The 12,117-nt window shown below is 66.3% G+C and carries 13 protein-coding genes; 10 read left to right on the top strand and 3 right to left on the bottom strand.

Features of this window, described 5'->3' with window-relative positions; translation table 11 throughout:
* Positions 1–53: 53 nt before the first annotated feature.
* Positions 54–476, top strand: a complete 423-nt coding sequence (locus tag ACTIF6_RS12975; RefSeq protein WP_439588403.1) for a cupin domain-containing protein — start codon at positions 54–56, stop codon at positions 474–476.
* Between the two features lie 138 nt (positions 477–614).
* On the opposite strand, the gene ACTIF6_RS12970 is transcribed toward ACTIF6_RS12975, so the two are convergent.
* Positions 615–1,271, bottom strand: coding sequence for a glutathione S-transferase (locus ACTIF6_RS12970; protein ID WP_439588402.1), 657 nt, complete (start codon positions 1,269–1,271; stop codon positions 615–617).
* 135 nt (positions 1,272–1,406) lie between these two features.
* Here ACTIF6_RS12970 and ACTIF6_RS12965 point away from each other — a divergent pair, with 135 nt between their 5' ends.
* On the top strand, positions 1,407–2,618 hold the full coding sequence (locus tag ACTIF6_RS12965) for a polyhydroxyalkanoate depolymerase (RefSeq protein ID WP_439588401.1): 1,212 nt from the start codon (positions 1,407–1,409) through the stop codon (positions 2,616–2,618).
* A 48-nt stretch (positions 2,619–2,666) separates the two neighbouring features.
* On the opposite strand, the gene ACTIF6_RS12960 is transcribed toward ACTIF6_RS12965, so the two are convergent.
* Positions 2,667–3,137 carry a CBS domain-containing protein gene (locus ACTIF6_RS12960; RefSeq protein ID WP_439588400.1) on the bottom strand — a complete coding sequence of 157 codons (471 nt, stop codon included), beginning with the start codon at positions 3,135–3,137 and terminating at the stop codon, positions 2,667–2,669.
* 148 nt (positions 3,138–3,285) lie between these two features.
* Here ACTIF6_RS12960 and ACTIF6_RS12955 point away from each other — a divergent pair, with 148 nt between their 5' ends.
* Genes ACTIF6_RS12955 through ACTIF6_RS12945 form a run of 3 tightly spaced genes read left to right on the top strand, consistent with a single transcriptional unit; the run spans position 3,286 to position 6,734 of the window.
* Positions 3,286–4,596: an O-acetylhomoserine aminocarboxypropyltransferase gene (locus ACTIF6_RS12955; protein WP_439588399.1), complete on the top strand. Its 1,311-nt coding sequence runs from the start codon at positions 3,286–3,288 to the stop codon at positions 4,594–4,596.
* A 2-nt stretch (positions 4,597–4,598) separates the two neighbouring features.
* On the top strand, positions 4,599–5,417 hold the full coding sequence (locus ACTIF6_RS12950; RefSeq protein ID WP_439588398.1) for an alpha/beta fold hydrolase: 819 nt from the start codon (positions 4,599–4,601) through the stop codon (positions 5,415–5,417).
* Positions 5,418–5,438: 21 nt separating this feature from the next.
* Positions 5,439–6,734, top strand: coding sequence for a cytochrome P450 (locus ACTIF6_RS12945; protein ID WP_439588397.1), 1,296 nt, complete (start codon positions 5,439–5,441; stop codon positions 6,732–6,734).
* On the opposite strand, the gene ACTIF6_RS12940 is transcribed toward ACTIF6_RS12945, so the two are convergent.
* The gene (locus ACTIF6_RS12940) at positions 6,720–7,952 is read right to left on the bottom strand and encodes a YihY family inner membrane protein (protein WP_439588396.1); all 1,233 of its coding nucleotides are present in this window, start codon (positions 7,950–7,952) and stop codon (positions 6,720–6,722) included. The two genes, ACTIF6_RS12945 and ACTIF6_RS12940, sit on opposite strands and share 15 nt — an antisense overlap.
* A gap of 38 nt (positions 7,953–7,990) precedes the next feature.
* On the opposite strand from ACTIF6_RS12940, the gene ACTIF6_RS12935 reads away from it, so the two are divergent.
* Genes ACTIF6_RS12935 through ACTIF6_RS12915 form a run of 5 tightly spaced genes read left to right on the top strand, consistent with a single transcriptional unit; the run spans position 7,991 to position 12,114 of the window.
* Positions 7,991–8,446 carry a DUF2069 domain-containing protein gene (locus tag ACTIF6_RS12935; RefSeq protein ID WP_439588395.1) on the top strand — a complete coding sequence of 152 codons (456 nt, stop codon included), beginning with the start codon at positions 7,991–7,993 and terminating at the stop codon, positions 8,444–8,446.
* A complete protein-coding gene (locus ACTIF6_RS12930) occupies positions 8,443–9,882 on the top strand; it encodes an FAD-binding oxidoreductase (protein ID WP_439588394.1) in 1,440 nt (479 codons plus the stop codon). Before ACTIF6_RS12935 ends, ACTIF6_RS12930 begins: the two co-directional genes overlap by 4 nt.
* On the top strand, positions 9,879–10,808 hold the full coding sequence (locus ACTIF6_RS12925; protein WP_439588393.1) for a transglycosylase SLT domain-containing protein: 930 nt from the start codon (positions 9,879–9,881) through the stop codon (positions 10,806–10,808). The genes ACTIF6_RS12930 and ACTIF6_RS12925 overlap by 4 nt, the downstream gene beginning before the upstream one ends.
* Complete coding sequence (locus ACTIF6_RS12920) at positions 10,805–11,617, top strand: thymidylate synthase (protein ID WP_439588392.1); 813 nt, start codon at positions 10,805–10,807, stop codon at positions 11,615–11,617. Before ACTIF6_RS12925 ends, ACTIF6_RS12920 begins: the two co-directional genes overlap by 4 nt.
* Positions 11,614–12,114, top strand: a complete 501-nt coding sequence (locus tag ACTIF6_RS12915; protein WP_439588391.1) for a dihydrofolate reductase — start codon at positions 11,614–11,616, stop codon at positions 12,112–12,114. Before ACTIF6_RS12920 ends, ACTIF6_RS12915 begins: the two co-directional genes overlap by 4 nt.
* Positions 12,115–12,117 lie beyond the last annotated feature (3 nt).

Here is a 12,117-nt window from a genome sequence, read left to right as displayed (position 1 = left end):
CGTGCTGCACCGCAGCAGATCATCGCTGTGAAACACCAGAAAGGAGCGCTCCCATGCTCGACAGAACCTCCACGCTGTTTTCCCACGTCAAGCCCGGCGATACCGAGTTCGTGCGCGGCGGCCTGCGCGACTTCTTCCTCTACCGCGACCTGGGCATCGCCGCTGCCACCCACGGCAAGGTGATCGCACACCTGGTGAAAGCCAACATGCCGCCCGATGGCGGCACCGGCTGGCACATCCACGAAGCCGACTTCCAGATCGTCATCATGATCAAGGGCTGGGCCAAGTTCATGTATGAAGAACAGGTCACGCTGGTGGAGGCCGGCGACGTGGTGCACCAGCGCCCTGGCATCCGCCACTACCTGTTCGACTATTCGCCCGACATGGAATACCTGGAAATCGTTTCGCCGGCGGATTTCAAGTCGGTGCCGGTCGACCCGGTTTGCGAGATTCCGAAGCCGACGCCTTGGGTTTAGGTTTTGTGGTGGGCCTGGGAGCTTGGGTACTCGGCTCCGCGAATGTCCCCCGGGGCCTTCGGCCCCTCCTCCTTTATTTCGCTGCGCCGAGCACCCAAGCGCCCAGTCCTAGCGCGAGGTGCTGGTCAGTGGGCCCCATTAGAACTCGGCGTCCAGCTCATCGATGTCATCAGGCTCCAGCTCGGCAGCCGCCACCCACTCCTTCATCGCCGGCAAGGCCATGATCGTGTCGCAATACGCCACGCAAGCCTCTGCGATTTCCACTTCGTAGGTGATGAAACGCGTCACCACCGGCGCGAACATCGCGTCCGCAATGCAGGGCTTGTCACCAAACAGGTAGGGGCCGCCATAGGTCGAAAGGCACTCGATCCAGATGGCTTCGACCCGGTCGATATCGGTGCGCGCGCGCGACCAGAGCTTGAAGCCCGGGAACGAGGCCTTGATGTTCATCGGCAGCGAGGACCGCATGGCCGAGAAGCCCGAGTGCATCTCGCCGCAGATCGCGCGGCAGTGTGCCCGCGCAGCGCGATCCGCCGGCAGCAGGCCGGCCTTGGGCTTGATTTCGTTGAGGTATTCGCCAATGGCCAGCGTGTCCCACACATGGATGCCCTCGTGCTCCAGCGCCGGCACGCGCATGGAAGCCGACAGCAGCAGCATTTCCGCCTTCATGGCGGGATCGTCCGGCGAGATCACCTTCTCGGTGAAATCCAGCTTGGCCAGCCGGGCCATCAGCCAGCCACGCAAGGCCCAGGCACCGTAGTTCTTGCTGCTGATCGTGAGTACCGCTTTGGCCATGGAACGCTCCTCTTGGGCACCAGGAAGAGCAAGGGCTGTGCCACCTCGGTGCCTTCGGCGTGCACCGACCCGGTGCGGTGCGTGGCTGGCCCACAACTTGCCTGCATCCAGGTACGTTCCCCCCAGGAAAGCACCATGATGTATCAGGCCTATCAACTTCAGTCCGACCTGATCTCCCCTCTGCGCCTGACGGCCCAGCACCTGAGTGCCTCCCTCTGGCTCAAGGAAACCGAAGGCTCGCTCATGCGCAAGGTGGCTGCCGCCTGCGACGTCATCTCGCGCATGCGGCTCACACACTCGCGACCGCCCTACAAGATCGACCAGATCACGGTGGGCGAGCGTGAGTACGCCGTGACAGAGGAAACGGTGCTCACCCTGCCCTTCGGCACCCTGCTGCGCTTTCGCAAGGAAGGCGCCGAGCCCCAGCCCAAGGTGATTCTGGTGGCGCCCCTCTCGGGCCACTTCGCCACACTGCTGCGCGAAACCGCGCGCACGCTGCTGCAGGACCACGACGTCTACATCACCGACTGGCACAACGCTCGCGACGTGTCGCTGCGCCATGGCGCCTTCTCGCTCGACGACTACATCACCTACATGATCCGCTTCACCGAAGCCGTGGGTCCGGGCAGCCACATGGTGGCGGTGTGCCAGCCCTGCGTGGCCGCGCTCGCCGCCACGGCCATCATGGCGGAAGACGACAACCCGGCGCAGCCGCGCAGCCTCACGCTCATGGCCGGCCCGGTGGACTGCCGCGTCAACCCCACCGAGGTCAATCGCCTGGCCACCAGCAAGCCCATCGAGTGGTTCGAGAAGAACCTCATCAGCCACGTGCCGCTGCCGCACGCGGGCTTCATGCGCCGCGTGTACCCGGGCTTCGTGCAGCTCACGGCTTTCATGAGCATGAACCCGGACCGGCACAAACAATCGTTCCGCAACATCTACGACCACCTGCTCGCCGGACGAACCGAGGAAGCCGGCGTGATTCAGGAGTTCTACGAGGAGTACCTCGCGGTCAACGACCTGCCGGCCGAGTTCTACCTGGAGACGGTGGAGAAGGTGTTCCAGACCTACGACCTGCCGCGCGGCGTGCTCACCTGGAACGGCCGCACCGTAAACCCGGCCGCCATCCGCCGCACCGCACTCATGACGGTGGAAGGCGAGCGCGACGACATCTGCTCGATCGGCCAGACCGTGGCCGCGCAAGACCTGTGCAGCAGTGTGCGCCCCTACATGAAGACCCACCATGTGCAGACCGGCGTGGGCCACTACGGCGTGTTCAGCGGCCGGCGCTGGAATCAGCAGATCTATCCCCGCGTCAGGGAGATGATCCACGCCAGCACCGCATGAAAAACGCCCCGGTATCGGGGCGTTTTTCATGATCGGGTGGCGAATACTTCAGGGGAAGTTGGGCTCGCTCTTGCCGCTTTCCTCCTCGGCTGGCCAGTCGCGGATGTAGGCCTTGAGCATCTGGTTCTCGAAATTCTGGCTGTCCACCACGGCCTTGGCCACATCGTAGAAGCTGATCACGCCCATCAGCATCTTGGCATCCATCACCGGCATGTAGCGGGTGTGCCGCTCCAGCATCATGGGACGCACCTGGTCCAGCTCGGTCTCGGGGGTGCAGCTCATAGGATGGTCGTCCATCACGGTGCGCACCGTCTTGCCGCCCAGGTTGCCACCGTTCTTGGCCAGCGTGTGGATCACCTCGCGAAAAGTGAGCATGCCCACCAGGTCGCCATGGTCCATCACGGCCAGCGAGCCGATGTCGAACTGCGACATGGTGTCCACCGCGCGTTCCAGGGATTCCTCGGGCTGGATGGTGTAAAGCGTGCCGCCCTTGACGCGCAGGATGTCGCTGACTTTCATGGCTGTTCTCCTCGGCTTGTCTTCACTTCAACGTGTCTCCAGCAGCGCTGGCGTTTGTGCAATATAGCCCACAATGCCGAAAAACCCCACGCTTCGCCGCTGCGCGTGCCGGGTCGTTTTCGAATCCACTGCTCAGGAGACATTTCCCATGCCCGGCTATTCAGACCCCGGCTTCGACACCCTCGCGCTGCACGCCGGCGCCGCGCCCGACCCCACCACAGGCGCACGCGCCGTGCCGATCCACCTCACCACGTCGTTCGTCTTCGAATCCAGCGATCACGCTGCGGCCCTGTTCAACCTGGAGCGCGCGGGCCACGTCTACAGCCGCATCAGCAACCCGACCAACGCGGTGTTCGAGCAGCGCATGGCCGCGCTGGAAGGCGGCATCGGCGCCATCGCGACCGCCAGCGGCCAGGCCGCGCTGCACCTTGCCGTGGCCACGCTCATGGGGGCAGGCTCGCACATCGTGGCCAGCACCGCGCTGTATGGCGGCAGCCAGAACCTGCTGCACTACACCATGCGCCGCTTCGGCATCGAGACCACGTTCGTGAAGCCCGGTGACATCGACGGCTGGCGCAACGCCGTTCGGCCCAACACCAGGCTGTTCTTCGGCGAAACCGTGGGCAACCCTGGCCTGGACGTGCTGGACATCCCCACCGTTTCACAGATCGCACACGAAGCCGGCGTGCCCCTGCTGGTGGATTCGACGCTGACCACGCCCTACCTCATCCAGCCGTTCGGCCTGGGGGCGGACATCGTCTACCACTCGGCCACCAAGTTCCTCAGCGGCCATGGCACGGTAATTGGTGGCGTGGTGGTGGACGCGGGCAGTTTCGACTGGGAAGCCTCCGGGAAATTTCCCGAGCTCACGGAGGCCTATGAAGGCTTCCACAACATGGTCTTCAGCGAAGAAAGCACGGTGGGCGCCTTCCTGCTGCGTGCGCGACGCGAAGGCCTGCGCGATTTCGGCGCCTGCATGAGCCCGCACAGCGCGTGGTTGATCCTCCAGGGCATCGAGACGCTCTCGCTGCGCATGGATCGCCACATGGGCAACACTGAAAAGGTGGTGCAGTTCCTTGCCAGCCACCCGCTGGTGGGCCGTGTGGGCCATCCGCTGCTGGAAACACACCCGAGCCACGCGCTGGCCGAAAAGCTGCTGCGCTTCGGCGCCAGGGGCGCGGGTTCGGTGTTCAGCTTCGACATCAAGGGCAGCCGCGAGCAGGGCAAGGCCTTCATTGAAGCGCTCAAGCTCTTCAGCCACCTGGCCAATGTGGGCGACTGCCGCTCGCTGGTGATCCACCCGGCCAGCACCACGCACTTCCGCATGAGCGACGAGGCGCTGGCTGCCGGCGGCATCGGTCCGGGCACGATCCGCCTCTCGATCGGACTGGAGGACCCGGACGATCTCATCGAGGACCTGAAACGCGCGCTGAAGGCGGCCGAGAAAGCGGGGACCTGATCATGGAACTGACCGTCAACGGCGCCCGCACCTACTGCTACACCGGCGGCAAGCCCTTCGATGCCGCCAAGCCCACCGTCGTCTTCATCCACGGCGTGGTGCACGACCACAGCGTGTGGATCCTGCAGAGCCGCTACCTGGCCCACCACGGCTGGAACGTGCTCGCGGTCGACCTGCCGGGGCACTGCCGCAGCGAAGGTGAGGCGCCGGCCTCGGTGGAGGACGCGGCAGCGTTTGTGGCTGCCCTGCTCGACGCCGCGGGCGTGCAGAGGGCCGCACTGGTGGGCCACAGCTGGGGGTCGCTGATCGCACTGGAAGCCGCCAGCCGGCTGAAGGGCCGCGCGAGCCACCTGGTGCTGGTCGGCACGGCCTTCCCGATGAAGGTCTCACCGGCGCTGATCGAGGCGTCCCTGAACGAGCCTGAGAAAGCGCTGCACATGGTGAATGTCTTCTCGCGCAGCACGCTGGCCGCGCCACCGTCCGCTCTCGGACCTGGCACCTGGGTCTACGGCTCCAGCCTGGCCCTGGGCCGGCGCGTTTTGCGCAGCAACGCCAAAGTGAATGTGTTCCACCGTGGCTTCGTGGCCTGCGACAGCTACGCAGGCGGCGATGCGGCCATCCGCGCCATCACCTGCCCGGTGCTGTTCCTGCTGGGTGCGCAGGACCAGATGACGCAGCCGAAGGCCGCGCAGGCGCTTCAGCAGACAGCGCGCGAAGCTGGCAAGGCAGTCACCACCGTGAGCCTGCCGGTGGGTCATCACCAGATGACCGAAACGCCGGAGGCCACGCTGCAGACCATCCACGATTTCCTGCGCCGCTGACACGCCCACGCCGCTGATCCCATGATCGAATCCATCACCCCGGCCATGAGCCGCGAGCGCGCGCTCGATATCGCGCGACAATTTGATCTGCGAGCCCTGACGCCCGACTTCCTTGCGAATCCATACCCGGTCTATGCGGCGCTGCGGGAAACGCAGCCCGTTCGCCGCATGCCCGACGGCTCGGTGTTCCTCACACGCTGCGCGGACCTGATGGCGGTGTACCGCGACGCGCAGGCCTTCAGTTCGGACAAGCAGGTGGAGTTCGCGCCGAAGTACGGCGCCGGCTCTGCGCTCTTCGAACACCACACCACGAGCCTGGTGTTCAACGACCCGCCCCTGCACACGCGGGTGCGCCGCCTGATCATGGGTGCGCTCACGCGTCGCGCCATTGCCGGCATGGAGCCCGGGCTCGTCGCACTCGTCGACAGCCTGCTCGATGATTTGCAGGCGCGTGGCGGCGGCGACCTGATCGAGGACTTCGCATCGGCCATTCCCGTGGAGATCATCGGCAACCTGCTGGACATTCCCCACGCGGACCGTGGGCCACTGCGCGCCTGGTCGCTGGCCATCCTGGGAGCGCTCGAGCCCACGCTGACGCCGACCCAGCAAGCCCTGGGCAACCAGAGCGTGACCGACATGCTGGCCTACCTGCGCACCCTGGTGGCGGCGCGCCGCCGGCAACCGGGCGACCCCGAGCGCGACGTGCTCACGCGCCTGATCCAGGGCGAGGCCGGCGGCGAGCAATTGAGCGAAGTAGAGCTGCTGCAGAACTGCATCTTCCTGCTCAACGCGGGACACGAGACCACCACCAACCTCATCGGCAACGGGCTCATCGCATTGCAGGAGCACCCGGACGCCAAGGCCTGGCTGCTGGATGCACTGGCAGAGGCGCGCGGTGACGAAGCGGCGCAGGAGGTGGTGCTCAGCCGCGCGGTGGATGAGTTCCTGCGCTTCGAGTCGTCCAACCAGTTGAGCAACCGCCGCGCGCTTCGCGACACACAGGTGGGTGGGGTGGACCTGCCCGCCGGCACGCTGGTGACGCTGTGCATCGGCGCAGCCAACCGCGACCCGGCGCAGTTCGAAGACCCCGAAGTGATGAACCTGGCGCGCGAGGGCAACAAGCACCTCGCGTTCGGCTTCGGCATCCACCAGTGCGCGGGGCTGAGCCTGGCGCGGCTCGAAGGCCGCATCGCGATCGGCCGGTTCCTGCAACGCTTCCCGAACTACCGCCTGGTGCACCCCCCCGTGCGTGGCGGGCGTGCCCGTTTCCGGGGCTTCCTGCACGCGCCTTTCAGCACCGACTCAGTGCTGCCCTAAGGCTTGACGCAGGGTCATGCGAGCCCAATGGCTCGCGAACCAGAATTGCTCCGTGTGCGGTTGCTGGGCCAGCAGCAGGCGTTCGACCAGCCGCGACATGGGCGTGACATCGGGATCGACCAGCAACACATAACGCTCGGCGTCCTCGTCGAGCCGACCCAGCCAGTCCAGCGCCACCAGCGCGGCCACCGGCTCTTCGAGCTGCAGCGGGTCCACCCGCAGCACCTGGGCCAGCGCCTGCAGGCTCAGTCCCTTGGGCTCGCTGTCGCGCGCCGTGTGCAGCTGGTAGAGCAGTTCCAGCGCCAGCTGGAAGCTCCAGCCAGGGGTGTCGCCACGCCTGGCTATGCCTGAAAGCAGGCTTGGGAGGTAGGCCGCCACGACCGCGCCCAGCAGCACGATCACCCAGGCGACGTAGAACCACACCAGCAGGATCGGCACGGTCGCAAAAGTCCCGTAGACCACCGAGTAGGTGGGCACCTGCGCCAGGTACCAGGCGAGCAGCTTCTTGGCCACTTCGAGCCCGGCGGCGACGAACAGCGCACCGACCAGCGCATGGCTCCAGCGCACCCGCGTGTTGGGCACGTAGCGGTAGAGCGCCGCCAGGCCGAAGGTGACGATGGCGAGCTGCACGGATTCCAGCAGCAGGCGCACACCCCCGGGCATGGTGGAGACCACGCCGCGCGAGGCGCCCAGCACATAGGAAGTCACTGTCAAACTGCCCGCCAGCAGCAACGGCCCGAGTGTGAGCACCGCCCAGTACACCAGGATGCGCTGGGTGAGCGGGCGCGACTGCCGCACGCGCCAGATGTCGTTGAGCTTGCGGTCGATGGTGAGGATGAGCGCCAGCGCCGTCACCAGCAGCACCAGGGCACCGGCCCAGCCCATCTGCCCGGCCTTGCTGGCGAACTGGTTGAGGTAGCTCAGCACCTGCTTGGCAATGTCGGGCGGCACCAGGCTCTGCACCAGCCAGCGCTGCAGCGTGACCTGCAGGCGATCGAACATCGGAAAGGCGCTGAAGATGGCCAGCGCCACGGTGAACAGCGGCACCAGCGAAATGGTGGTGGTGAAGGTCAGGCTGCTGGCGGTGACGCCCAGGCGGTCTTCGCGGAAGCGCTCGCGCAGCGTGATGGCCGTGTTGGCCCAGGGGAAATTCAGGGCGTCGCGCCACAGATCCCGGGCCAGGGTTTCGATGGAGCGAAGGCGCTCGTTCAGGGTCATCCCGGTATCATGCCACCTGCCTCCCGCCCGCCATCGCCATGTCCCTGCCCCACGTTTCCCCCTCGCCCCTGCCCATCCCCCCGTCGCCGAAGGTTCGCCTCACGCGCTGGCTGGCCGTGGGCAGCCTGCTCGGCCTGATCGTCCTGGGCCTGGCCTGGGAGCTCTGGCTGGCCCCGCTGCGCGAAGGTGGATCCTGGTGGGCCTTGAAGGTGCTGCCGCTCACGGTGCCGCTGGCCGGCCTGCTCAAGAACCGCATGTACACCTACCGCTGGGTGAGCCTGCTGGTATGGCTGTACTTCACCGAAGGCGCGGTGCGCGCCACGAGCGAATCGGGCCTGAGTGCACTGCTGGCGCTGGGCCAGGTGCTGCTGTGCGTGGTGCTGTTCATGGCCTGCGCGCTGCACGTGCGCATGCGCCTGCGCGCAGCCGGCAAGGAAGCCGTGGCGGCCGACGTGGCCAGCGCCAACGCACCGTCCTCACCCGCCGCACCATGAGCGAACGCCAGTCCACCCTGCTGGCCGCGCTGCGTCAGGCGGTGGGAGCGGCGCAGGTGCTCACCCACGACGATCCCGGGGCCGACCTGAGCGCCTGGGAACAGGATTGGCGCAAGCGCGTCCATGGCCGGGCACTCGCCGTGGTGCGTCCCGGCAGCACCGCCGAAGTGGCCGAGGTGGTGCGGGCGTGTGCCGCTGCGGGCGTGTCCATCGTGCCGCAGGGCGGCAACACCGGCCTCGTGGTGGGTTCGGTGCCCGACGACAGCGGCACGCAGGTGGTGCTCAGCCTCACGCGCCTGAACGCCGTGCGTGGCCTGGACGCGGCCAACCTCACCCTGACGGTGGAGGCCGGCTGCGTGCTGCAAAGCTTGCAGGAGCATGCGCGACAAGCCGGTTTCCTGTTGCCCCTCAGCCTGGCCGCCGAGGGCAGTTGCACCATCGGCGGCAATCTGGCCACCAACGCCGGTGGCACGCAGGTGGTGCGGTATGGCAACGCGCGCGACCTCTGCCTGGGGCTGGAAGTGGTCACCGCGCAGGGCGAGGTGTGGAATGGCCTGAGCGGCTTGCGCAAGGACAACACCGGCTACGACCTGCGCGACCTGTACATCGGCAGCGAAGGCACGCTGGGCGTGATCACCGCCGCCACGCTCAAGCTCTACCCACTGCCTGCGGCCCAGCTCACGGCCTGGGCCGCCCTGCCCAGCCTGGACGCAGCGGTCTCGCTGCTGGGCCTGGCGCATCAGCATCTGGGTGCCGGGCTTACCGGGTTCGAAGTGATGGGCCAGTTCGCCCTGAGCCTGGTGGACAAACACTTCCCGAACCTGCGCACGCCGCTCTGGCGCGACAGTCCCTACTGCGTACTGCTGGAAAACAGCGACAGCGAATCGGAGACGCACGCGCGCGAGCAGTTCGAACGCCTGCTGGAAACCGCCTTCAACCAGGGCCTGGTGAGCGACGCCGTGGTGGCGGAAAGCCTCTCGCAGGCGCAGGGCCTCTGGCACATCCGCGAGAGCATCCCACTGGCACAGGCCGAAGAAGGCCTGAACATCAAGCACGACATCAGCATTCCCGTGTCCACCATTCCGGCCTTCTGTGCCGAGACCGACGCCCTGCTGCAGCGCGAGGTGCCTGGCGTGCGTCTGGTGAACTTCGGCCACCTGGGCGACGGCAACCTGCACTACAACGTGCAGGCACCCGAGGGCGAAGATGCCAAAAAATTCCTGGCCGAGCAGGAAACGCGCGTGAACGGACTGGTTTTCGACGCGGTCGCCCGCTACCATGGCTCGATCAGCGCCGAGCACGGTGTGGGCAGCCTCAAGGCGGGGCACCTGCCGCACTACAAAGACCCGGTCGCCCTGGGCCTCATGCGGGCCATCAAGCAGGCGCTGGATCCCCAACAGACCATGAACCCTGGCCGCGTGCTCGTCAGCCCATGAAAGCCCGAACCCTCCTTCACCTGCTGCTGGCATGGACGCTCTGCACCACGGCTTCGGTACATGCCGCAGAAGCCAGCGAGCGCCAGGCCTGGCAGGAACAGGCACGGGCGCTTGAGCAGGGTGAGAGCGTGACACGCGACATCCCGGCCGCCATCGCACTGTACTGCCGCGCCGCCCTGGCGGGTGACGTCTTCTCCGCCTACAAACTGGGCTGGTTCCATGCCAACGGTCGCGGCGTCCCGCGCCACGACGGTTACGCGTCGTACTGGTATGCACGGGCGGCGCTGTTGGGCGACGCGCACGCGGAGAACCTGTTCAAGCGCCTGAACGTGCCGGCCGACAAGCCCGACTGCGTGCTGCAGGCCGAGCGCAACGAACAGATGAAGACCGACCAGGCCCTGCGCGAGGCGCAACAGGCGGAAGAAATGGCGGCCATCACGACGCGCTACCGCGAACTGGTTAACACGCCCGAAAAACAGCGCATCATGAAGATCGTTTACAAGCTCGCGCCGCAGTTTGGCATCCAGCCCGGCCTGGCTTTCGCGGTGATCCGCGCCGAGTCCAATTTCGACGTCAACGCGCTGTCCGACAAGAACGCCCAGGGGTTGATGCAGCTCATCCCCGAGACCGCCACCCGCTTTCGCGTGAACAAGCCCTTCGATGCCGAGCAGAACATCCGGGGCGGGTTGTCGTACCTGCAGTGGCTGCTGGCTTATTTCCAGGGCAACGTGCCGCTGGTGCTGGCCGCGTACAACGCCGGCGAGGGCACCGTGGAGCGTTTCCGTGGTGTGCCGCCCTACCCCGAAACCCAGGGCTACATCCGCCGCATCCAGGAGGTGTTCGCCCTGCAGCAACACCCCTTCGACCAACGCATCACCGCGCCTTCGCCCGTCCTGCCGGGCATCCAGACCAGCCTACGCCCATGAGCCCGCGCCCCATCCGATCCCAATACGAAGACTTCATGCGCCACGTGTTCACGCACGGCGTGGAAAAGACCGACCGCACCGGCACCGGCACCACCAGCGTGTTCGGCCATCAGATGCGCTTCGACCTGAAAGAAGGTTTTCCGCTGATCACCACCAAGAAGGTGTTCACCAAAGCCATCATCGTGGAGCTGCTGTGGTTCCTGCGCGGCGACTCCAACGTGAAGTGGCTGCAGGAGCGTGGCTGCACCATCTGGGACGAATGGGCACGCGACGACGGCGACCTCGGCCCGGTGTACGGCGTGCAGTGGCGCAGCTGGCCCACGCCCGACGGTGGTCACATCGACCAGATTGCCGAGGTGGTGAAACAGCTCAAGACCAACCCCGACTCGCGCCGCATCATCGTGAGTGCCTGGAACGTCGCCGACCTGAACAAGATGGCGCTCATGCCCTGCCACGCGTTCTTCCAGTTCTACGTGGCCGATGGCAAGCTCAGTTGCCAGCTCTACCAGCGCAGCGCCGACATCTTCCTCGGCGTGCCGTTCAACATCGCCAGCTACGCGTTGCTCACGCACATGCTGGCGCAGCAGTGCGACCTGGAGGTGGGCGAATTCATCTGGACCGGTGGCGACTGCCACATCTACAGCAACCACACCGAGCAGGTGGCGCTTCAGCTTTCGCGCACGCCGCACCCCTACCCCACGCTGCGCATCAAGCGCCGGCCGGCGTCGATCTTCGACTACGAGATCGACGACTTCGAGATCCTGGAGTACCAGCATCACCCTGCCATCAAGGCGCCGGTGGCGGTGTGACGAGTCCACGCCTGCACCTCATCTTCGCTCGCGCTTTGAACGGCGTGATCGGTCGCGGCAACCAATTGCCCTGGCACCTGCCGGAGGACCTGGCGCACTTCAAGAGAACCACGCTTGGCAGCCCGGTGATCATGGGTCGCAAGACCTGGGATTCGATCCCACCCCGCTTCCGCCCGCTGCCCGGCCGCACCAACATCGTCGTCACACGCGACCCCGCCTGGCAGGCCGAGGGGGCCTTGCATGCGGGCTCGGTGCAGGAAGCAATGGCACTGTGCCCGGCGGGCACCACAGACGCATGGGTAATCGGTGGCGCACAGATCTACGCGGCCGCCATGCCCCTGGCACAAAACGCTGTGGTCACCGAGATTGCACAGGCGTTCGAAGGCGATGCGCACGCGCCGAGCTTCGGGCCGGAGTGGCGCGAAACCGCGCGCGAACACCACACCTCGGCCAACGGCCTGCCGTTCGCCTTTGTCACCTACACCCGTGAACGCTGAGCC

The organism is Hydrogenophaga sp., from assembly GCF_051860785.1.
GTDB lineage: Bacteria > Pseudomonadota > Gammaproteobacteria > Burkholderiales > Burkholderiaceae_C > Hydrogenophaga.
Note: the sequence above shows the minus strand (reverse complement) of the source record. Positions and strands in the feature narration are given on the sequence as shown.

Bases quoted from the DNA above. Each gene is read 5' to 3' on its own strand.
- ACTIF6_RS12935 (WP_439588395.1), top strand. From the start codon at position 7,991: ATGTCCCTGCCCCACGTTTCCCCCTCGCCCCTGCCCATCCCCCCGTCG.
- ACTIF6_RS12955 (WP_439588399.1), top strand. From the start codon at position 3,286: ATGCCCGGCTATTCAGACCCCGGCTTCGACACCCTCGCGCTGCACGCC.
- ACTIF6_RS12950 (WP_439588398.1), top strand. From the start codon at position 4,599: ATGGAACTGACCGTCAACGGCGCCCGCACCTACTGCTACACCGGCGGC.
- ACTIF6_RS12965 (WP_439588401.1), top strand. From the start codon at position 1,407: ATGATGTATCAGGCCTATCAACTTCAGTCCGACCTGATCTCCCCTCTG.
- ACTIF6_RS12925 (WP_439588393.1), top strand. From the start codon at position 9,879: ATGAAAGCCCGAACCCTCCTTCACCTGCTGCTGGCATGGACGCTCTGC.
- ACTIF6_RS12930 (WP_439588394.1), top strand. From the start codon at position 8,443: ATGAGCGAACGCCAGTCCACCCTGCTGGCCGCGCTGCGTCAGGCGGTG.
- ACTIF6_RS12960 (WP_439588400.1), bottom strand. From the start codon at position 3,137: ATGAAAGTCAGCGACATCCTGCGCGTCAAGGGCGGCACGCTTTACACC.
- ACTIF6_RS12945 (WP_439588397.1), top strand. From the start codon at position 5,439: ATGATCGAATCCATCACCCCGGCCATGAGCCGCGAGCGCGCGCTCGAT.
- ACTIF6_RS12970 (WP_439588402.1), bottom strand. From the start codon at position 1,271: ATGGCCAAAGCGGTACTCACGATCAGCAGCAAGAACTACGGTGCCTGG.
- ACTIF6_RS12975 (WP_439588403.1), top strand. From the start codon at position 54: ATGCTCGACAGAACCTCCACGCTGTTTTCCCACGTCAAGCCCGGCGAT.
- ACTIF6_RS12920 (WP_439588392.1), top strand. From the start codon at position 10,805: ATGAGCCCGCGCCCCATCCGATCCCAATACGAAGACTTCATGCGCCAC.
- ACTIF6_RS12940 (WP_439588396.1), bottom strand. From the start codon at position 7,952: ATGACCCTGAACGAGCGCCTTCGCTCCATCGAAACCCTGGCCCGGGAT.